The sequence below is a fragment of the Winogradskyella sp. HB-48 genome (genome assembly GCF_049942685.1).
GTDB lineage: Bacteria > Bacteroidota > Bacteroidia > Flavobacteriales > Flavobacteriaceae > Winogradskyella.
Window position 1 is genome coordinate 1,349,869 of sequence record NZ_CP187934.1, and the last position, 21,648, is coordinate 1,371,516.

22 protein-coding genes are annotated in these 21,648 nt (G+C 34.7%); 17 read left to right on the top strand and 5 right to left on the bottom strand.

Going from position 1 to position 21,648, the window contains the following annotated elements:
* The first annotated feature begins 16 nt into the window (after positions 1–16).
* The gene (locus ACPX19_RS05940; RefSeq protein ID WP_426432082.1) at positions 17–1,570 is read left to right on the top strand and encodes an aldehyde dehydrogenase family protein; all 1,554 of its coding nucleotides are present in this window, start codon (positions 17–19) and stop codon (positions 1,568–1,570) included.
* 104 nt (positions 1,571–1,674) lie between these two features.
* Complete coding sequence (locus ACPX19_RS05945) at positions 1,675–2,049, top strand: hypothetical protein (RefSeq protein ID WP_426432083.1); 375 nt, start codon at positions 1,675–1,677, stop codon at positions 2,047–2,049.
* Positions 2,050–2,264: 215 nt separating this feature from the next.
* On the opposite strand, the gene ACPX19_RS05950 is transcribed toward ACPX19_RS05945, so the two are convergent.
* The 3 genes from ACPX19_RS05950 to ACPX19_RS05960 are packed head-to-tail and all read right to left on the bottom strand — an operon-like array spanning position 2,265 to position 5,045.
* On the bottom strand, positions 2,265–3,398 hold the full coding sequence (locus ACPX19_RS05950; protein WP_426432084.1) for an ATP-binding protein: 1,134 nt from the start codon (positions 3,396–3,398) through the stop codon (positions 2,265–2,267).
* 28 nt (positions 3,399–3,426) lie between these two features.
* Positions 3,427–4,179: an SDR family NAD(P)-dependent oxidoreductase gene (locus ACPX19_RS05955; protein ID WP_426432085.1), complete on the bottom strand. Its 753-nt coding sequence runs from the start codon at positions 4,177–4,179 to the stop codon at positions 3,427–3,429.
* Between the two features lie 2 nt (positions 4,180–4,181).
* A complete protein-coding gene (locus ACPX19_RS05960) occupies positions 4,182–5,045 on the bottom strand; it encodes an aldo/keto reductase (RefSeq protein ID WP_426432086.1) in 864 nt (287 codons plus the stop codon).
* 105 nt (positions 5,046–5,150) lie between these two features.
* Here ACPX19_RS05960 and ACPX19_RS05965 point away from each other — a divergent pair, with 105 nt between their 5' ends.
* The 12 genes from ACPX19_RS05965 (at position 5,151) to ACPX19_RS06020 (ending at position 17,894) form a co-directional block, all read left to right on the top strand.
* On the top strand, positions 5,151–5,708 hold the full coding sequence (locus ACPX19_RS05965) for a DUF4382 domain-containing protein (RefSeq protein ID WP_426432088.1): 558 nt from the start codon (positions 5,151–5,153) through the stop codon (positions 5,706–5,708).
* A gap of 157 nt (positions 5,709–5,865) precedes the next feature.
* The gene (locus tag ACPX19_RS05970; RefSeq protein ID WP_426432089.1) at positions 5,866–6,867 is read left to right on the top strand and encodes an AAA family ATPase; all 1,002 of its coding nucleotides are present in this window, start codon (positions 5,866–5,868) and stop codon (positions 6,865–6,867) included.
* A gap of 75 nt (positions 6,868–6,942) precedes the next feature.
* Positions 6,943–7,809: a DUF58 domain-containing protein gene (locus ACPX19_RS05975; RefSeq protein WP_426432090.1), complete on the top strand. Its 867-nt coding sequence runs from the start codon at positions 6,943–6,945 to the stop codon at positions 7,807–7,809.
* Positions 7,810–7,816: 7 nt separating this feature from the next.
* Positions 7,817–9,526 carry a hypothetical protein gene (locus ACPX19_RS05980; RefSeq protein ID WP_426432438.1) on the top strand — a complete coding sequence of 570 codons (1,710 nt, stop codon included), beginning with the start codon at positions 7,817–7,819 and terminating at the stop codon, positions 9,524–9,526.
* Positions 9,526–10,530: a vWA domain-containing protein gene (locus ACPX19_RS05985; RefSeq protein WP_426432091.1), complete on the top strand. Its 1,005-nt coding sequence runs from the start codon at positions 9,526–9,528 to the stop codon at positions 10,528–10,530. Before ACPX19_RS05980 ends, ACPX19_RS05985 begins: the two co-directional genes overlap by 1 nt.
* Positions 10,523–11,563, top strand: a complete 1,041-nt coding sequence (locus ACPX19_RS05990) for a vWA domain-containing protein (protein WP_426432092.1) — start codon at positions 10,523–10,525, stop codon at positions 11,561–11,563. The genes ACPX19_RS05985 and ACPX19_RS05990 overlap by 8 nt, the downstream gene beginning before the upstream one ends.
* A gap of 228 nt (positions 11,564–11,791) precedes the next feature.
* A complete protein-coding gene (locus ACPX19_RS05995; protein ID WP_426432093.1) occupies positions 11,792–12,625 on the top strand; it encodes a tetratricopeptide repeat protein in 834 nt (277 codons plus the stop codon).
* A gap of 36 nt (positions 12,626–12,661) precedes the next feature.
* Positions 12,662–14,437 (top strand): BatD family protein, encoded by a 1,776-nt coding sequence (locus tag ACPX19_RS06000; RefSeq protein WP_426432094.1) that lies wholly within the window; start codon positions 12,662–12,664, stop codon positions 14,435–14,437.
* A complete protein-coding gene (locus tag ACPX19_RS06005; protein WP_426432095.1) occupies positions 14,438–15,199 on the top strand; it encodes a tetratricopeptide repeat protein in 762 nt (253 codons plus the stop codon).
* A gap of 55 nt (positions 15,200–15,254) precedes the next feature.
* Positions 15,255–15,548 (top strand): hypothetical protein, encoded by a 294-nt coding sequence (locus tag ACPX19_RS06010; RefSeq protein WP_426432096.1) that lies wholly within the window; start codon positions 15,255–15,257, stop codon positions 15,546–15,548.
* A 75-nt stretch (positions 15,549–15,623) separates the two neighbouring features.
* Positions 15,624–17,201 (top strand): SulP family inorganic anion transporter, encoded by a 1,578-nt coding sequence (locus tag ACPX19_RS06015; protein ID WP_426432097.1) that lies wholly within the window; start codon positions 15,624–15,626, stop codon positions 17,199–17,201.
* A gap of 63 nt (positions 17,202–17,264) precedes the next feature.
* On the top strand, positions 17,265–17,894 hold the full coding sequence (locus ACPX19_RS06020; RefSeq protein ID WP_426432439.1) for a carbonic anhydrase family protein: 630 nt from the start codon (positions 17,265–17,267) through the stop codon (positions 17,892–17,894).
* 47 nt (positions 17,895–17,941) lie between these two features.
* Here ACPX19_RS06020 and ACPX19_RS06025 read toward each other — a convergent pair whose 3' ends face one another.
* On the bottom strand, positions 17,942–18,457 hold the full coding sequence (locus tag ACPX19_RS06025) for a CvpA family protein (protein ID WP_426432098.1): 516 nt from the start codon (positions 18,455–18,457) through the stop codon (positions 17,942–17,944).
* A gap of 110 nt (positions 18,458–18,567) precedes the next feature.
* On the opposite strand from ACPX19_RS06025, the gene ACPX19_RS06030 reads away from it, so the two are divergent.
* The 3 genes from ACPX19_RS06030 to ACPX19_RS06040 are packed head-to-tail and all read left to right on the top strand — an operon-like array spanning position 18,568 to position 20,401.
* Complete coding sequence (locus tag ACPX19_RS06030; RefSeq protein ID WP_426432099.1) at positions 18,568–18,924, top strand: hypothetical protein; 357 nt, start codon at positions 18,568–18,570, stop codon at positions 18,922–18,924.
* 57 nt (positions 18,925–18,981) lie between these two features.
* Positions 18,982–20,001: a phenylalanine--tRNA ligase subunit alpha gene (gene pheS / locus ACPX19_RS06035; RefSeq protein ID WP_426432101.1), complete on the top strand. Its 1,020-nt coding sequence runs from the start codon at positions 18,982–18,984 to the stop codon at positions 19,999–20,001.
* Between the two features lie 4 nt (positions 20,002–20,005).
* Complete coding sequence (locus ACPX19_RS06040) at positions 20,006–20,401, top strand: hypothetical protein (RefSeq protein ID WP_426432102.1); 396 nt, start codon at positions 20,006–20,008, stop codon at positions 20,399–20,401.
* 170 nt (positions 20,402–20,571) lie between these two features.
* Here ACPX19_RS06040 and ACPX19_RS06045 read toward each other — a convergent pair whose 3' ends face one another.
* The gene (locus ACPX19_RS06045; RefSeq protein WP_426432103.1) at positions 20,572–21,573 is read right to left on the bottom strand and encodes an NAD(P)H-dependent glycerol-3-phosphate dehydrogenase; all 1,002 of its coding nucleotides are present in this window, start codon (positions 21,571–21,573) and stop codon (positions 20,572–20,574) included.
* Positions 21,574–21,648 lie beyond the last annotated feature (75 nt).

The window sequence follows — 21,648 nt, forward strand, 5'->3', positions numbered from 1 at the left end:
TAAAAAATAGACGTATATGGAAGCAGTTGCTACCGATTTCGGAATAAAAGAAGCCTTAAATCAATTAGGTGTTAAAGATGTTAATCATGGAACTTCTACAGGCTCTAATAGCTTTGGAACTGGTGAATTAATTTCATCTTACTCGCCAACAGACGGACAGTTAATTGGTAAAGTTTCTACTACAACAAGAGAAGACTACGATAAAGTTATAAAAACTGCTCAAGACGCTTTTTTACATTTTAGAGCTATGCCAGCACCACAAAGGGGTGAAATAGTTAGACAATTTGGTAATCGTTTAAGAGAATTAAAAGAACCATTAGGTAAATTGGTGTCTTACGAAATGGGTAAATCTTTACAAGAAGGATACGGTGAAGTACAAGAAATGATAGACATCTGTGATTTTGCCGTGGGATTATCGAGGCAATTAAATGGTCAAACCATTCCATCTGAAAGACCAGGACACGTTATGAGAGAGCAGTGGCACTCTTTAGGTATTGTCGGAATCATTTCTGCATTTAACTTCCCAGTTGCGGTTTGGTCTTGGAACACAGCTCTAGCCTGGGTTTGTGGTGATGTTTGCGTATGGAAAGCCTCAGAAAAGGCTCCACTTTGTGCAGTGGCTTGTCAAAATATTATTGCTGAGGTATTAAAGGAAAACAACTTACCAGAAGGTATTTCTTGTATCATAAACGGAGATTACAAAGTAGGTGAATTTATGACAACGGATCATAGAATCCCATTAATTTCTGCAACTGGATCTACACGTATGGGACGTATTGTTGGTAAAACCGTCGCTGAGCGTTTTGGAAAATCCTTACTAGAATTAGGTGGTAACAATGCCATTATCATCACACCAACGGCAGATTTAAAAGTAGTAGTACCAGGTGCTGTATTTGGCGCTGTTGGTACTTGTGGACAACGTTGCACAAGTACACGACGATTAATTATCCATGAGTCTGTTTATGATAAAGTAAGAGATGCTATTGTTGGTGCATACAAGCAGTTGACTATTGGAAATCCTTTAGACGAGAAAAACCATATAGGTCCTTTAATTGATAAAGATGCTGTAAACACGTATCTATCTGCAATTGAAAAAGCAAAAGCTGAGGGCGGAAATGTGTTAGTTGAAGGTGGCGTTTTAGAAGGTGAAGGTTATGAGTCTGGTTGCTATGTAAAACCAGCAATTATAGAAGCAGAAAACGACTTTGAGATTGTACAAACCGAAACCTTTGCACCAATTTTATATCTAATGAAATATTCTGGTGATGTTGAAAATGCTATCGACATGCAAAACGGTGTAGCACAAGGGTTATCCTCTGCAATCATGACTAACGAAATGAAAGAAGCCGAGAAGTTTTTATCCTTTGCAGGAAGTGACTGTGGTATCGCCAATGTTAACATTGGTACTTCCGGTGCTGAGATTGGTGGTGCATTTGGTGGCGAAAAGGAAACTGGAGGAGGACGTGAATCAGGATCTGATGCTTGGAAAATATACATGCGTAGACAAACCAATACAATAAACTATTCAGACCAATTACCTTTAGCACAAGGTATCAAGTTCGATTTATAGTTAATAACATACTTTCAATTCTTAAAACCCGTTTCTAATTTAGAAATGGGTTTTTAATTTAACTTGGATTGAGTTTTTCATTAACTTTAAAATAAAAAGCTAAAATGATGAAGAATTTTATTTTGTTTCTAGTTGTTGTATCACTCCTTGCCTGCAATTCTGATGACAACAACCCAAAATACTGCACAGAAGAATATGTTTATGGACTGAGCATTACAATAAGAGATGCCATCGACAACACAATTATTACAGAAGGATTAAACGTTACGGCTTCGGATGGTTTATATGAAGAAGAGCTTATGAGAATTGAGAATTCCAACAATTTTTTTGGTGCAGGTGAACGAGAGGGAACTTATGTTATAGAAATAACATCTACTAACTATCAAGCCTTTACTTCAGATCCAATTTTAGTGGGTAGGACCGATGATGACTGTCACGTCATCACAGAAATTCTAGAATTTCAATTAACACCTAATTAAAACAATAAACCTTGTTCCAGATTTAGCTCATAAAGCTTGCTGAAACAAGGTTATATAATTGATTAATAGCATACCAAAGATGCGTATTAAATCTTTTAGATTTTTAAATTTTTGATGAAAGGCAGAAAAAAATGTATTATCTGCATCAACAAAAACTTTGGCTTCGATGAGATGCAAAAAATAGCGGATAAACTAGCAGTTATGTCCGATAAAAATCAATTGTATTTCACTTTACGAAGTATTCTCATAGTTTCTTTGTAGGACCCGTAAAGATCGTCATCAAAATTTTTAATATGGGGCTTTGCATAATCTAATTTTGGTAAGGCATCTTCAAATCCATTGAGGTAACATATTAAATAACTTGCCGCTAAATTTTTAAGGTCGGGAATTTCATGATTGGCAATTGTTATTCCTCTTTCCAGTTTTTCGAGCAAGGTATTGTTTGTGTTGTAGATATGGTATAATACTTTTTTGTCGAATTGTGGAGGTTCAAAAATTAAATTAGATTCAATAGCATAGTTGGCATTATTATCAAAGTGTAAGATTTTTTCTTCGAGTTTATAGTATTTATATGATTTTTGGAGACCAAGTCTAACGTATTCCACAATTTTAAAAGAATCTTCATTATAAAAAATGGCAACTTCATCTAACGCAGAGTAGAACAGACGTACTTGTTCGTTAATCATTTCAATATCTACTCTAGAATAGAAAACTTCGTCTTTCACCTGCTTTTTTTGTCCTGACCAACAAAGCACAAAGTACTCTTTAAAGACTTTATATTGTGGATTGTAATCCTCGCGCTTGTTCATGAAGTCAAAAACGCCATTTAAGGTTAGTTCTATATTGTTTTGTGCATGATTTTCAATAGCAGCAACAATCTTGGAATTAACATCTTTAATTTCAATATCAAACACTTTTGGCATACTCATGCTACCATCTCTAAAAAAGACTGAGCCACCATAGTACTTCCAAATGTTTTTTCGAAGAGAAGTGATTTTGTCTATAGGTCTTATAGTGACTAAACCAACAACTTTATCATCTGCTAAATGAGGAAAAGGAATATTCTCATACTGAACTATTGGTGGATTGCTGAGGTAAGCATTGATAAGATTCTGAATCTTACTATCGTCAAAAAAATCGGTACCAACAATTTTATTGTCTTCATCCTCAACTCCTATCACAATATAGGAGTTGTTTTTTGGATTGCTATTGGAAAGGGCGCAGATGTGCTTTAAAAATTTAGCTTTTCCCTCCTTATGGCTAATATCAACCTTTCGCTTTTTGTCATAAAAACTGTTCTCATCATTGTGAGCCAGCAGGTTTTTTATGAGTAAGCGTTTATTAATCATAATATTCATTCCTGTTTACACAAGAATTCTATTCTGTTTTTTTTACGATGGTAGAATTGGCTTGAGCTGTACAGAACATTAATACATCTGCTATGTTAACATGAGCTGGTCTTGAAACAGCAAAGTAGATTACCTCTGCAACATCTTCAGGTTGTAAGGCCTTATAGCCTTTATAAACGTTGTCGGCTTGACTTCCACCTTTAAATCGTACTTGGGAAAACTCGGTTTCTACCAATCCAGGATTTATGGCCGTGACTTTAATGCCATAGGGATTAAGGTCTATGCGCATACCTTCCGTGATAGCCAAAACGGCATGCTTGCTACCACAGTACACATTGCCTTTTGGGTAAACTTCTTTACCTGCGGATGAACCAATATTGATAATATGACCAGATTTCCGTTCCGTCATTCCAGGAATTACCACTTTACTGACATAAAGCAACCCTTTTACGTTAATATCCATCATGGCATCCCAATCCTCAAGACTCCCATCTTGAATAGGGTCCAATCCATGTGCGTTACCTGCATTGTTGATTAGAATGTCAATCGTTTTAAATGCTTCAGGCAAAGATGTAATGGCTTTGAGTGTTTCTTCCTTATCTCTTACATCAAAATTTAAGGTATGTACATGGGTTTGTTGAGATAGATTTTTTTTAATCTCTTCTAACCTCTCTTGTCTTCTACCGCATAAGACCAAATTAATACCATGTTTGGCAAACTCATAAGCTGTTGCCCTACCAATACCACTAGTAGCACCAGTGATTAAAGCTGTTTTTTTCATAATTATGGAACTTTATGCCCTTGACTAGCTACTAAAATTAAGAACCAATCCTCGAGCTCTAATTCAATTTTTGTAGCTTCTATAGCTTGTTTTAATCTTGTTTTGTTTGTGGTGCCAACCACAGGGTAAATTTTTGATGGATGTTTCATAATCCAAGCAAGTAATAACTGATCTTCAGTCGCATTATATTTATCCATCAATTCTCCTAGTTGCTTATGAATGCGTCTAGTTTGTTCATTATCTTCTTTAAAAACAATACCTAGAGGTGACCAAGCCATGGATTTTATACCACAGGTTGTCATATAATCTAAGGTGCCATCGTGCATTGCTGAATGTTGTGTGAGTGAAAACTCAATTTGATTCACATCAATATCTTCCCTAAGACCAATCATTTCCATCTGCGAAGGTGTAAAATTAGAAACACCGAAATCTTTTATTTTCCCATCTTTCTTTAAAATTGTTACAGCTTCCGCTATTTCTTCAGCTACCATTAAAGGACTAGGTCTATGCAATAGCAATAAGTCTAAGTACTCAGTTTCTAGATTTTTTAATGATTCTTCAACCGACCAAATTATATACTCTTTACTGTAATTGTAATGTTTAACCTTGTTATCTCTATTTTCGGATTGATATTGAATACCACATTTTGATATCAGCTGAATATCGTCACGCTTAATACCAGAATCAGTAAAAGCTTTTCCAAAGTCAGCTTCTGTCGTGTAACCTCCATAAATATCAGCGTGGTCAAAAGTTGTAATGTTGTTAGAAAGGCAATGGTGCATTAAGTCTACCATATCGCGTTTTGAGAGTTGTTTGCCCCAACGTCCCCAGGTCATTGTACCTGCAATTAATCGAGAATATTTCACTTTTTTTTCAGGTTATATAGATTTTCTTGCAATTGGTGTATAAAAATACTGAAAACCTACAGATTAAAACTATCCTTGTTTAGTAATTATTCCATATCCCAAATCATGAAACAGTTTCTTATTCTTAAACAATTCGCCTACTTAGTTTTGGTTTTGAGCTTTACGAGTTGTACAAGAGACAATATTGATGACGTTAACAACGCAACACAGATTACAGTTAAACTAAAAAGCTCTAATCAATCTTCGAGTAAGGTGTATTTAGATATTGAAGATGTTCAAATTAAAATAAGCGAAAATGCTGAAAACTCTGAGGCATGGTTAAGTCTAAATACAGTTAATCAAGGGGTTTTTAATGTGACAGATTTTAAAGAAGACAATACATTATTGTTGGTTGATGATTTTGAAGTTGAAGCTACATATGTTTATGAGATTAGATTGGTACTTGGCGAAAATAATTTTATGAACATCAACAGTGTTTTACACAGTTTAGATTTAGGAAACGCAAAGCCTTCTAACTTAATTGAAACGCAACTAAACTCTAAAAGAAGATACGATATGGTTATAGATATAGACTTAGGCGAGTCAGTTTCATATAATCAAGAAGAGAATATGATGACATTAAATCCTAAATTATATACAGCAATACGACAAATGGAATATTAATTATACTAATCCGTAGTTAATGAAGATACAAGAGCAATACCGTAAAGGTTTTGCTCTTTATTTTTTAACCAATTGTTAACAGCAACTACCGAATAATTTTAACACTTTGCATCACTGAATAAATCATTAAAATAGTTTGCCCTTAAACTAATTAAATATGGAAGAAACGAGTACAGTTGACATTAAGTCAATTAATGAAAAGATTGAAAAAGAAAGTGCATTTGTAGACTTGCTAACCTTAGAGATGAATAAGGTTATAGTTGGTCAAAAACATATGGTTGAACGCTTACTAATTGGTCTTCTAGGACAAGGTCATATTCTTTTGGAAGGTGTGCCAGGTTTAGCAAAAACATTAGCAATCAACACCTTATCTAAAGCAATTGATGCAAGCTTTAGCAGAATTCAGTTTACACCAGATTTATTGCCAGCAGATGTTATTGGTACGTTGATTTATAACATTAAAGAGAATGATTTTTCAATTAAGAAAGGACCAATCTTCGCAAATTTTGTCTTAGCAGATGAAATCAACAGAGCACCAGCAAAAGTGCAATCGGCTTTATTAGAGGCCATGCAAGAAAAGCAAGTGACTATTGGGGATGAGACCTTTACCTTAGACAAACCATTTTTGGTAATGGCAACACAAAACCCAGTTGAGCAAGAAGGGACGTATCCTTTACCAGAAGCTCAGGTTGACCGTTTTATGCTAAAAACGGTAATTGATTACCCAAAACTAGATGAAGAACAACTTATAGTAAGAGCAAACCTAAAAGGTGCATATGATAAAGTTAATCCTGTGGTTTCCATTAAACAAATCTTAAGTGCCCAAGAAGCAGTTAGAGAAGTTTATATGGACGAGAAGATTGAAAAATATATTCTAGATATCATCTTCGCGACACGTTATCCTGAAAGATATAGGCTTGGCGATTTAAAAGCTTTAATTTCCTTTGGTGCTTCACCTCGTGGTAGTATCAATCTGGCAACTGCAGCTAAGTGCTATGCGTTTATCAAGCGAAGAGGTTATGTTATTCCAGAAGATGTAAGAGCTGTTGTACACGATGTGCTGCGTCATAGAATTGGAATTACTTACGAAGCCGAAGCAGAAAATGTAACTTCAGAAGACATCATTAACAAGATTGTTAATGAGATAGAAGTGCCTTAAGATTTTAGATTTAAGAATGACGAACGACGATTTCTGAAATCGCAAATCAACAATCTTCAATCGAAAATTGAAAAGATGGATACCAAAGAACTTCTAAAAAAAGTACGAAAAATAGAGATTAAGACACGTCGTTTGTCTGATCATATTTTTGGGGGCGAGTACCACTCAACCTTCAAGGGTCGTGGCATGACCTTTTCTGAAGTTCGTCAGTATCAATTTGGTGACGACGTCAGAAATATAGATTGGAACGTTACAGCACGTTATAATGAGCCCTTTGTGAAAGTTTTTGAGGAAGAGCGAGAGCTTACCATGATGTTGATGGCAGATGTTTCGGGAAGTAAGCTATTCGGGACCAAAAATCAATTTAAAGATGAAATCGTAACCGAAATTGCTGCAACTTTAGCATTTTCGGCAACGCAGAATAATGATAAAATAGGCTTGATTTTATTTTCGGATGAAATAGAACTTTACATTCCACCAAAAAAAGGACGCTCTCACGTTTTGAGAATTATTAGGGAGTTGTTAGAGTTTCAGCCTAAAAGCAAGAAAACAAATGTAGCCGAAGCATTTAAATTTCTGTCTAATGTAATGAAGAAGAAAGCTATTGTTTTTGTGCTTTCAGATTTTATAGCAGACGATTACAAGCAAAATCTTAAGATTGCCGCAGGTAAACACGATATTACTGGGATAAGAGTTTACGATAAGCATGAAGAAACCATACCTAATATTGGAATGGTACAAATGGAAGATGAAGAAACAGGCGAATTACTTTTAGTCAACACAGCTTCAAAAAACGTAAGGTTAAACTATGGTAAATTCTATCAGGATAAAGTGAATTATTTTAAGGATAGTTTTACCAAATCGGGTGCAGGTACAATAGATTGTAGAGTAGATGAAAGCTACGTAAAAAAGTTGCTGGGTTATTTTAAAAGAAGAGGATAAACGAATGATGAATTACGAATTACAAATTACGAATTTAGACAAAACTAAGCGCAGAAAAATCCTGCTGACTCTGTTGTTTGTTGTTTGTTCTTTGCTTTCTTTCAGTCAGGTTACCTCCGAAATAGATACCACAAAAATTAGAATTGGAGAACAAATCAACTACAAAATAAATGTTGAGGCAGATTCAACGGCAGTGGTGGTTTTCCCAGAAGGGCAGACGTTTTTACCATTAGAAGCTGTTGAAGCTACAGATGTTGATACCACTAGAAAAGATTCAAAATATAAACTTTCTAGAATTTATAAGCTTACACAGTTCGACTCTGGTTCATACACCATTCCAAGACAAAAAATAATTATTGACGAGAAGCCCTTCTTTACAGATCCTCTACGTGTAGATGTGGGTACAGTTGAAGTTGATACCACAAAACAGAAACTATATGACATAAAACCGATTATAGAAGTTGAAAAAAGCGGCAGTAATTGGTGGAAATGGGTTTTAGGCATTTTGGCTGCTGTGGCTTTGGTTGCCTTTTTGTTATGGTGGTTTATTTGGCGACAAAAACCGCTAACCGAGGAAGAAGAAATAGCCTTATTACCACCTTACGACAGAGCCAAATTGGCATTGAAGAAACTAGACGAAAGCCAATATTTAATGCGCTCAGAAGTCAAGGAATATTATTCTGAACTCACAATGATTATCAGAAAATATTTAGATGAGAAAGTCTATGATCGTTCTTTAGAGAGCACTACAGATGAACTTATTCAAAGACTTCAACTTTTAAAAGAGGGTAATCAATTTCCATTCACAAAAGAAACAATCCATAATCTTGAAACTATTTTAAAACGCGCAGATTTGGTAAAATTCGCAAAATCAGCCCCAGATACAGCGCTTATTGAAATGGATAGAGCTACCATTGAAAAAGAAATTGAAAGTGTTAAAGCTGTTTTACCAGAACCTACCGAAGAAGAAAAATTGTTAGATCAAAAATATAAAGAAGAGCAAGAGCGTAAAAAGAAACGTAGAAAGGTAATTATTACAGTTGCTATTTCAGTATTCTTGGTTATTGCGACATTTGTTGGTTTTGGCATAAAGTATGGTTTTGAGTACGTAAAAGACACCATTATTGGTCACGAAAGCAAAGAATTACTAGAAGGTGAATGGGTGGAAAGTGCTTATGGTTTTCCACCTGTTTGGATAGAGACACCAAGAGTATTAAAACGTGTTAGCTTAGATTCTGCTTTAACGAAAGAAGCGCAACAAAACGTAAAGCTAACCACATTTATGTATGGTACATTGTTAGATATATTTAGTGTTACAGTTAATAATACAACTCTAAATATACCACCACAACAAGGACAGCAACAAGTGGAAGATGATAAACCACTTTTCGATTTATTGCAAATATCAGAAGCGAGTATAAAAGGTTTTGAAGAAAAAGGTGCAATGGATATTATCGTAAAACGTGACCAGTTCATTACACCTAATGCAGCAGAAGGACTTAAAACCTATGGTACTTTTGGGCTTAAAATGCCAAATAAAAAAGAATCGGTAGATGCAGAGTATGTAATGCTTCTATTTTCAAATCAAAAAAATGTATTGCAACAAGTGATTATAACTTGGCCACAAGACGATGATTATGCAGATAAGATTGTAGAGCGTATTTTGAATTCCGTAGAGCTTAATCCAGAAGAACCAGCAGAAGAAAAGCAAGAGTAATGTTTGAGAATATAGAATTTTTAAATAAAGAATTATTCTGGTTTCTATTGCTTTTACCAATAGCAATAGTTTGGTATTTTTTTAAGTACAATAAACAATCTGCTGAGTTAAAAATATCAAGTACACTGGGTTTTAAAACCACATCTACTTTTTGGTCAAAATTCAGACATATTTTGTTTGTATTAAGGCTGTTAGCTTTGGCTTTGTTGATTACCGCACTTGCAAGACCTAGAACGGTTGATATATCTACAAAAACAAAGACCACACGAGGTATAGATATTGTAATGGCAATTGATGTTTCTGCAAGTATGTTAGCAAAAGATTTGCTGCCCAACCGTTTAGAAGCTCTAAAAGAAGTTGCAGCAGATTTTATTGATGGTCGCCCTAACGATAGAATTGGTTTAGTAGAGTATGCAGGTGAAGCCTATACTAAAACACCGATTACTACAGATAAATCTATTGTACAACGTTCTCTTAGAGATATAAAATACAATACTATTATAGAAGGAGGTACAGCCATTGGCATGGGTTTAGCAACTTCTGTGAATAGATTAAAAGACAGTAGAGCAAAAAGTAAAGTGATTATTCTACTTACGGATGGTGTAAATAATTCAGGGTTTATTGACCCTAAAATCGCAAGTGAATTAGCTGTTGAATACGGAATTAAAGTTTACACGATTGGATTAGGAACTAACGGAATGGCATTGTCTCCAATTTCTATTAATCCAAACGGGACATTTAGATATGGACGCCAACAAGTAGAAATAGATGAAAAGCTACTTGAAGAGATTGCTGATGCTACTGGAGGAAAATATTTCAGAGCTACAAATAACAAAAAATTGGTAGAGATTTATAAAGAGATCAATAAGCTTGAAAAAACTGAGATACAGGAAAAGAAGTATTACAATTACGACGAAAAATACAGACCTCTAGTATTATTGGCAGGTTTACTTTTACTGATAGAAATATTTCTAAGAAACACAATATTTAGAAGCTTTGTTTAGACTTGATGAAAAAATATGGTTTTGGACGTTGCTGGCTATTCCAGTAATTATTCTGCTGTTTGTGTCACTGCAAATTTGGAGACGTTCTGCGCAAAAGAAATTTGCTGATAGTCACTTGCTTAATCGATTAAGCCCTAATCAATCCCTTTTTAAAAGTATTTTAAAGGTTTTTGTGCTTTGTGCTGCATTTGCCTGTTTATCGCTGGCATTAGTCAATCCTAAAATAGGCACAAAATTAGAAACAGTACGTAGCCAAGGAGTGGATATAGTTTTTGCGGTAGATGTTTCTAAGAGCATGTTGGCCGAAGATATTGCGCCTAATCGATTAGAGAAATCAAAACAATTGGTTAGAGAAATCATCAATAGTCTTGCTAGCGATAGAGTTGGTATTATTGCTTATGCAGGAAAAGCATTTCCGCAGTTACCAATAACCACAGACTACGCTTCTGCTAAGATGTTTTTGCAGAATATGAATACAGACATGTTGTCTTCGCAAGGAACAGCCATTCATGAAGCTATTCAGTTGGCAACAACTTATTTTGATGATGAAGAGCAAACTAACCGAATTTTGATTATCATTTCAGATGGAGAAGATCATAGTGGGGAAGCTGTTGATATTGCCGAAGAGGCTTCTGAAAAAGGCATCAGAATTCTAACAGTTGGTGTTGGTGATGCCAAGGGAGGTCCAATTCCTATAAAGCGCAATGGAGTGGTACTCAATTATAAAAAGGACAGTAACGGAGAAACAGTTATAACAAGATTAGACGAAAGCACATTAAGAGACATTGCAGAAGAAACAGATGGAGTTTATGTTAATGGAAGTAACACTGCTGAGGTTGTAGAAACCATTAAAGACGTCTTAGACAAAATGGACAAAAAAGAATTTGAGTCAAAACAGATAGCAGATTTCAAAGATCAATTTCAATGGTTTTTGGGCTTAGGAATTTTACTGCTATTTATAGAGATTTTCTTTTTAGAACGAAAAACAGCTTGGTTAAAGAAATTGAATTTGTTTAACGAAACATCTCTATAAATCATTTAAATTAAAAACTAATGACTTTAAGGTGTTCAACCAGACAAAAATAAACAACTACTAACGAGTTAAAACTTTTAAATTTTATTTAACGCTACATGATTAGAGGGTTTGTTACTTTTAAAGTAGAATTATGAAGATGAAACATCCATGATTAATCTTAACCACACAGCGAAAATGATAATAGGATGTTCCATGTGTCCATTAAAAAACAATGAATATTAGCACATGAAAATTTACATATTAATAGCTTTTGGATTAACAAGTTTTTTTGGGTTTTCTCAAATCCAAGATAAAGAACAGTTAAAAAAAGAAAAGAAAGCCACCAATTTGGTATATAAAGCCAATGAATTGGTACAAGAAGATGATTACATTCAAGCAGAAATGGAATACAGAAAAGCCATTTCTAATGCACCAAATAAAGCTACAGGCGCATACAACCTTGCCAATTCTTATTATAAAAAAGGTAATTATAATGAAGCTTTGTTTAGAACACAGGAAGCTGCAAAAAATGCAGTAACAAAAGATGAAAAGCACAGAGCATTTCATAATCTTGGGAATATCTTAATGCAAGAAGAAAATTGTAAAGACGCAGCCGAAGCGTTCAAAAATGCACTAAGAAATAATCCATCAGACGAAGAAACAAGATACAATTTTGCTTTAGCCAAAGAGTGTGCTGAGCAGCAAAAAGACGGTAGTGGCGAAGACGATAAAAAGGACGATAACAAAGAGGAAGAAAAAGATAAAGAGAAAGAAGAAAAAAAGGAAGACGATAATAAAGATAACAAGGACAATAAAGACGAAGACGATAAGGATAAAAAAGAAGGCGACAAAGAGGAAGACGATAAAGGTAAGCCTCAAGACGATAAAAAAGATGATGGTAAAGGAGAAAAAGACAAAAATGACAAAAATCAACAATCTAAACCAAAACCAGGTCAAATGTCTCCTCAGCAAATGAAGAACATTTTAGAAGCCATGCAGAATCAAGAACAAAAAGTTCAGCAAAAAATAAACGCTGAAAAGCAAAAAGGAGCTAAAGTGAAAACAGAAAAAGATTGGTAGTTTCATTAACTATTATTTATCATTGCTGTCTGTAAAATGAAAGTCATCAAAAACATATCAATACTATTATTTCTATTAGCTTCAGGTATAACTTATGCCCAAGTAACGTTTGAAGCTAAAGTTAGCAAACAAAAGCTAGGAGTAAATGAGCGTTTGCGCATTGATTTTGAGATGAACAAAGACGGTGATAATTTTGTGCCGCCTAATTTTGATGATTTTACTGTTGTTGGTGGTCCTAATACTTCAGTAAGTAATTCTTGGATTAACGGCACTAGAACCTACAAAAAAACGTACAGCTACTTTTTAGCACCAAAAAAGCAAGGTAAATTTACCATTAAACAAGCCATTATAGAGATTGACGGAGAGGTATATAAAACGTTTCCTGTAACTGTTACTGTAACAGCTGCCGTAGATAAACCTAATGGTCCACCAGATGCTTCGGATATCGCTTCAGAAAAAATACATCTTGTAGCAGAAGTATCTAACAGTAACCCATATCTAAACGAGCCAACAACCGTAGTTTACAAGCTATATGTATCGCCAGATGTAGGCATTAGTAGTAACTGGAGAGAAAAGCAAACGCCAAGGTATAATGACTTTTGGAGCCAGAATGTCGAAGTTAAAGGATTGAATATTCAACGAGGGCAATATCAAGGAGAGGATTACAGATACGTTGTGCTAAGAAAAACAGTTCTCTATCCACAAAAAACGGGGAATTTAAAATTAGAACCACTGGTTTTAGATATCACGGTAGAAGTGCCAACAGGTAGAGCTAATATTTTTGGTCAACAAATAATGACTCAAGTACCGAAAACAGTTACAGCAGGCAGTAGAACAATTAGAGTAAAGCCTTTACCAGAGCAAGGTAAGCCATCAGATTTTAAGGGTGCAGTTGGTGACTTCAGTTTTAATGTAACTACTTCAAAAAATCAACTAAGTGCTACAGAATCACTACAAGCTAAAATTGAAGTTGCTGGCAGCGGAAATCTTAAATTGTTTGAACTACCAAAACTAACCACACCGAGTTCTTTAGAGGTATATGAACCAGAACATAAAGAAAATGTGCGTACAAGTTTAAGTGGCATGCAAGGCAGTATATCAGACACTTATACCATAGTACCTCAATATCGTGGGAAGTATCCAGTACCATCAATATCGTTTTCATATTTCGATTTAAAGACGGAGAGCTACAAACGGATCACATCAGATGAGATCATAATAGATGTTGTAGAAGGACCAACAGCTTCTGCTAATGACTCTGAAAGTAATAAGTCAGACAATACAAAGCAGGCTGTAAAGCCAAATACTAATACATTTGCGTTTATAAAAACTAAATCTAATTGGGAGTCTATGTCTGGCAAAGACTTCTTTAAATCAACTAGTTTTTGGTGTTTGCTGTTGTTACCTTTTTTAGCAATTCCGCTAGCCATAGCAATACGAAGAGCAAAAGATAAACGTGATGCAGATGTTGTGGGAAGCCGAATAAGAAAGGCTGACCGTTTAGCTAAAAAATACTTGAGTGAAGCCAAGAAAAATTTAGGGCAAAAAGAAGCTTTTTATGAGTCATTAGAAAGAGCGCTTCATAATTATCTAAAGGCTAAATTAAATATTGAAACTAGTGATTTTAATAAAGAAAAAATCGAAGCTTTGCTCACTCAAAAGCAAGTAGACAAGAATGTTGTTGCAGAATTTATTTCAATATTAGAAAGTTGCGAATTGGCGAGATATACGCCAATAACTAATGTGACTATGCAGAACGATTATGATAAAGCGGCAAGGACAATTTCATTAATAGATAAACAAATAAAATAGATGAAACCATTAGTAAACCTATTACTTTGTTTTTTTAGCGTTTTTGTTTTTTCGCAAAACAATCAGCTTTTTGATGAAGCAAATGCGTTGTATAACGATGGTAAATATGCTGAAGCTATTGATAAATATGAAGCTATTTTAGAGTCTGGCCAACATTCACCTGAGTTATATTTTAATTTAGGAAATGCAAATTATAAGCTAAACAATATTGCCCCGAGTATATATTATTATGAAAAAGCAAAGCTGCTAAATCCACAAGATGCGGACATTAAAAATAATTTAGTAGGCTATGCTCAAAATATGACGATCGATGCCATAGAAACTGTTCCACAAGTTGGTTTTGCGAGAATTATTAATAATGTTGTTAATACATTTAGCAAGGATATCTGGGCTAAGATAGCTGTAATAGGCGTTATTGTTTTTGTAATCTTATTTTTATTGTATCACTTTTCTTATGCAACTTCTAAAAAAAGAGTGGCTTTCGTAGTAAGTCTAGTAAGTTTGTTCTCTGCGTGTTTTTCTGTGGTAATGGCGTTTCAAAAGGAAAGCTTAGATAAGAAAGACAATCCTGCTATTGTATTTGCTAAAGAATCTAGAGTAAAGTCTGAGGCCAATAGAACTTCAGAAGAAGTCTTTAGACTTCATGAAGGTACTAAAGTACAGGTATTGGAAACTTACGAGGATTGGAAAAAAATCCAGCTTTCGGATAAATCTACAGGTTGGATTCCTTCAAAAGACATAAAAATCATAAAGACCTTTTAGATATTCTTAACAAAATCATATATTGTGAGTGTTATATTTAAATATAGCACAACCTATGATTTTAAGAAGGACTATAGCACTATGCTTTGTGATACTGCTTACAATGATGATTAGTGCACCAACCATAATAGTATCCTGCGATGATTCTGCAGATATTTCTGCATTTTTTGGGATTAACGAAGAAGAGGAACAAGAGGATATAAAACTTCTTTTTGATGAAGTGCTTGAAGAGTATGAGGACTTCACAGTAGAAGCTTCCAAAGTAGAGTATATTGATTACGTTAGTAACAAGTATTACAAACCTCACCTAAATTTAATTTCACCACCTCCAGAGAAGAGACTTGCTTAAAATTAGTCAAAAAAAGGTTTCAAAATTAAATTCATAAAACCTTAGGGATTCCTCTAAGTATAAATAGTATAAAGTATGTTTAAATCATTAAAAAACGATATACCTGCAAGTATTGTGGTGTTTTTTGTAGCCTTACCTTTATGTTTAGGCATTGCCCTAGCTAGTGGAGCACCATTATTCTCTGGCTTAATAGCGGGAATAATTGGTGGTATCGTTGTTGGATTTTTAAGTGGTTCTCAAATTGGTGTAAGTGGTCCTGCTGCTGGATTGGCTGCAATTGTACTAACAGCGATAACCGCATTAGGCGGGTGGGAAAACTTCTTAGTAGCTGTTGTACTGGGAGGTGTAATTCAAATTATTTTTGGAATACTTAGGCTAGGAATAATAGGGTATTATTTTCCTTCTTCTGTAATTAAGGGAATGCTCACAGGGATAGGAATAATTATTATTTTAAAACAAATCCCTCATTTTTTTGGATATGATCTAGAGCCAGAGGGAGCAGACAGCTTTATAGAGCCATCAGGGGAAAACACATTTTCAGCAATTCTTTCTGCAGTAGACAATATTACAATTGGCTCTACTGTAATAGGAATCATAAGTTTAATTATACTGTTATTTTGGGGTAATATCCTTGTTAAAAAAGGAAAGTTTTTTGAAATAGTACAAGGTCCACTTGTTGCTGTAGTAGTTGGTATTATTTTCTATTTATTAACTAAAGGAAACGAAGCCTTAGCCATAGAGACATCGCACTTAGTTAGCGTTCCTGTTCCTGACGGGTTTGACTCTTTTATTGGTCAGTTTAGTTTTCCTAATTTTGGTGTTATTACACAAGGTGATGTCATCTTAACTGGTTTTACAATCGCTTTAGTAGCATCTTTAGAAACGCTTCTTTGTGTTGAGGCAACGGACAAACTAGATCCACATAAACGTGTAACACCAACTAATAGGGAGCTTTTAGCTCAAGGAACAGGTAACGTTGTTTCTGGGCTAATAGGAGGTTTGCCTATAACGCAAGTAATAGTAAGAAGTTCAGCAAATATTCAATCTGGTGGTAAAACTAAAGCAAGTGCTATTATTCATGGGTTTTTATTGCTTATTTCAATACTTGTTATACCACGTATATTAAATTATATTCCGCTTTCTGTATTGGCAGCCATATTATTTATTGTGGGTTATAAGTTGGCAAAACCATCGACATTTAAGGCCATGTATGATGGTGGATGGATGCAATTTGTGCCCTTTATCGTTACAGTATTAGGTATTGTATTTTTAGACCTTTTAAAAGGAATTGGTTTGGGCTTAGCCATAGGGATATTTATTGTGCTTTACAGAAGCTATAGAAACTCTCATTTCTTGCACAAAGAAGGAGAAGATATTGATGATGGAAAAATCAAAATGACATTAGCGGAAGAAGTTACTTTCTTTAATAAAGGTGCTATTTTGAAAGAATTAGACCGTGTGCCACATGATTCTACTTTAGAATTAGATGTAAGAAATACTAAATATTTGGATAATGACATTATTGAAATTCTTGAAGATTTTGCATTTAAAGCTAAAGAACGAAATATAAAGATTAAATTGTTCTCAGAACGAGGAATAGTTGAAAATCCAGATAGTTTTGTCGCATTTTTTAAAACTAAGAAGAAGAGATGAACATTTAAAATAAAGAATAAAAAAATAATGCTTCAAATAAGAGAAGCGCATAAAATTGAAGAAATGAAAGCACATACAAGAGAAACGCAAGCGACTATGACGCCTGAAAAAGCACTTCAATATCTTAAAGAGGGAAATATCAGATTTCAAAAAAATTTAAAGGCAAATAGGAATTTATTAGAGCAAGTAAACGATACGGCAGATGGACAGTTCCCATTTGCTACCATTCTTAGCTGTATAGATTCTAGGGTTTCGGCAGAACTGGTTTTTGACCAAGGTCTTGGGGATATTTTTAGTATAAGAATTGCTGGTAATTTTGTAAATCAAGACATTTTAGGAAGCATGGAATTTGCCTGTAAGCTAGCAGGTACAAAACTTATAGTAGTATTAGGACATACCAGTTGTGGTGCCATAAAGGGTGCCTGTGATCATGCCAGAATGGGTAACCTTACCGCTCTTATAAATAAGATAGAGCCAGCTGTATATGCTGTAGAAGAACCTGAAGACAAATCTGTTCGTAATTCATCTAATTTAGAATTTGTGGATGCCGTTGCTAAGAAGAATGTCGAAATGACTTTGGATAACGTTAGAAGCCAAAGCGTCATTTTAAGTGAAATGGAAAAAAACGGAGAAATAAAGATTGTTGGTGGTATGTACGATCTAAGTACAGGTGAAGTAGAATTTTATTCTTAAACTTTTTTAAGTGAAATTAAAATAGAAGCCACCTTTAGTGGCTTTTTTTATACGTCTTCATTAGTAGCCTCTTGTTCTACTTCACTCTTTATAAGATTAGGAAAAATCATTGGTGCTAAAGATTTTACAGGTTTATACAAAACACTTTTTTCCAAATCTTCCTTTTCTATAAATGGTAAGGTATTGTTCAGTTTGCCAAATACGATAAGTAGTACACTCAGGATTAGTCCTATTTTTAGAGCACCAAAGACACCTCCAAGAAGTTTGTTTAAAATCCCTAATGCTGCAAAGTCCGCGAGTTTAGTCAGTGCTTTTCCCGCTAGGCTAATGGCCAAAACTATGATAACAAAAGTAATGGCGAAAGCGACAATATTGATGGTTTTTTCATTCCAATCAACTTTAGATTCGAGCAAATCAGCAGCAAAATAGCTAAAATGAATAGCACCATACACACCTAAAACCAAAGCAACGAGCGATGCAATTTCAACAAAAAGACCTTTAAAAAGCCCTCTGATAAATCCAAACAATAAAAGGGCAGCTAAAACAATGTCAATAATACTCATAGAGAAAGCGGTTTAAACAAAAGTACATGAATTTTGCCATTTTAAACTAATAACGATTAATCAGAGCTTTTAGTTTATTAACTTTGAGGTCTTATTTTGTTAACCAAATTATGGCTAGAGACGAAAAGTTAAAAGAACGATGGGATTTAGTAGTAGAAAAACTATCTAAACAATTTGCCGATGGTGATACATTAGACTTAGATTCTATCATTTACCTTATTGGAGTGCAAGAACTTGGGCAAATACACCGTGAGTACAAAAAAGACCACAAGTTAGATTTAATGCACATAGCTATCTGTAAACTTTTAGAGCCTTATGGGTTTTATGAATTTGATTTTGTGGATGATGATGGCTGGCCACATTACAAGGTAAAAGAGCAACTACCATTCTTAAAAGCAGGTGAACAAAGTGTATTGATGAAAGAAGCCATTGTCAACTATTTTGTAGAAATTGAGTATATAGAATAAGATTTTTTAAATTTGCCGTTTCATTTAAAGGATATACTGAAATAATTCAGCACAAAAATGATAGATAAGTTAAAAGAGTTGATAGCAGAAGCTGAAGCGTTTTCCGCACAATCAAAAGAGGAAATTGAAGCTTTCCGAATTAAATATTTAGGATCTAAAGGATTGCTAAAGCAGTATTTTGCTGAATTTAAAAATGTAGCCAACGAACATAAAAAAGAGTTTGGGCAAACCATAAATCAGCTTAAGAAAACAGCTGAAGATAAAGTTAATGCTTTAAAAGAAACACTAGAAAGTCAAGAAGAAGATAAGGGTATTTATGGTGACTTATCTCGTCCAGGTGAACCAATTGCTTTAGGTGCACGCCACCCAATATCTATTGTTAAAAATCAGATTATTGATATCTTTTCTCGTATTGGTTTTAATGTTAGTGAAGGTCCAGAGATTGAAGACGATTGGCACAACTTTACAGCCTTAAACTTACCAGAATATCATCCAGCACGCGACATGCAGGATACCTTTTTTATCCAGACCAATCCTGATATTTTATTACGAACCCATACAAGTTCCGTACAGGTACGTTATATGGAAAATAACAAGCCGCCTATTCGTACTATTTCTCCTGGTAGAGTCTATCGCAATGAAGCCATTTCGGCACGTTCGCATTGTTTCTTTCACCAAGTAGAAGGTTTATATATTGACAAGGATGTAAGCTTTGCAGATTTAAAACAAACGCTTCAATACTTTACAACAGAGATGTTCGGAAAGTCTAAAATCCGTTTACGTCCTTCTTACTTCCCGTTTACAGAGCCAAGTGCAGAGGTAGATGTGTATTGGGGACTTGAGACTGAAACCGATTATAAAATGACTAAAGGCACAGGTTGGTTAGAGATTATGGGTTGTGGTATGGTAGATCCTAACGTATTGGATAACTGTGGCATTGACTCTAAGGAATATTCGGGTTTTGCCTTTGGTATGGGTATAGACCGCATTGCATTATTATTGCATCAAATTAGTGATATTCGTTTGTTGAGCGAAAATGATGTAAGATTTTTAGAGCAGTTTAAGTCAGCGTTATAATATTTTGAAGAAAGATATTGATATTCCAAAAGTTAAAGATGTGCACGTTGCCGTAGTGCAAGAAGAGCATTTAGAGTACAAAACATTAGATTGGAATGCCTACATCATTAACAATTCTGACAAGGATTTAGATACGGTCCTTATCGTCTCACAAGGCTATAATGACCAAAAAATGACACCTCCAATGCGTCATACTTTAGCAAAGTTGCCAGCCCGTAGTTATGCAAAGATTGAGTATTTACAAGAAAAAGTTTTGGAGCTTAATAACTCCTTCAAAGTTACTTATTTTGAAGGCAACCAAATGTTTGACAAAACCTATGTGTTTAGAAAAAACACCATTAATGAAAAGGCTTTGCAAACCATTCCTCTAATGCAATTGAAGGGAGTTTTGGTGAAATAACATTCCTGTGAAGGTAGGAATCTAATTTAAAAATATAACCTCAAAGCAGGTCATCCTGAACGCGATTCGGAATCTCAATGAAATCAGATTCCACATTGTACTTCGACTGCGCTCAGCATGACATTTTAGAATAACAATGATTACGGGATTCCTGCCTTCGCAGGAATTTGTCAATCCAACTTCTCAGTTAATTTTTGAAAAACCTTTTTAGGATTCTTATTTTCGTAAAGCACTTCGTATACTGCATTTATAATAGGCAAGCGCGTTTTCTTTTTATTCTTTTTGTTGAGTTCAAAAGCACTTTTTGTAGCATAATACCCTTCAGCCACCATGTTCATTTCCATTTGTGCAGATTTTACGGTATAGCCTTTACCTATCATGTTGCCAAACATTCGATTTCGAGAGAAAACGGAGTAACCAGTTACCAATAAATCACCTAGATATGCCGAGTTATTAATATTGCGCTTCATTTTGTGCATTTTCTTAATGAAACGTTTCATTTCACGTATGGAATTACTCATCAATACACTCTGAAAGTTGTCTCCATAGCCCAATCCATGAGCAATTCCAGCGGCAATAGCGTAAATATTTTTCAGCATTACGGCATATTCAACACCAATGATATCGTCGCTAATTTTGGTCTTTATGTAGTCGCTAGATAAGTTTTTGGCAATTTCACGGGCTTTATCAGCATCAGCACACGAAATGGTAAGGTACGATAAGCGCTCTAAAGCTACTTCTTCGGCGTGGCAAGGACCAGCAATCACCGCAATGTTTTCGAAAGGGATGTTATAGATATCGTGGAAATGTTCACCAACGAGTAATCCAGACTCTGGCATAATTCCTTTAACAGCCGAAACAACAATTTTACCGCTAATGTCTGCAGTAAGTTTTTCTAGTTCGGAATGCATAAAGGCAGATGGAATAGCAAAGATTAGTACATCTGCCCATTCAGCGATCTCATTAATGTCATTGCTAAGTTTTAATTGATCTGTATGAAACTCTACAGAGCTTAAATAGCTCGGATTATGCTGTTCTTTTAGTATATGCTCTTTGGTGTAAACGCTACGCATGTACCAGCCAACTTCCTCTAAATTTTCGCACAGCATTTTTACAATAGCGGTTGCCCAGCTACCTGCTCCAAATACAGCATATTTTTTAGATCCACTCATAGAATATATGTTGATTTTGTATTTCAAAAATACATAAAATATAAATGCTTTAAGACTTCAGTAAAAGGCTTCATT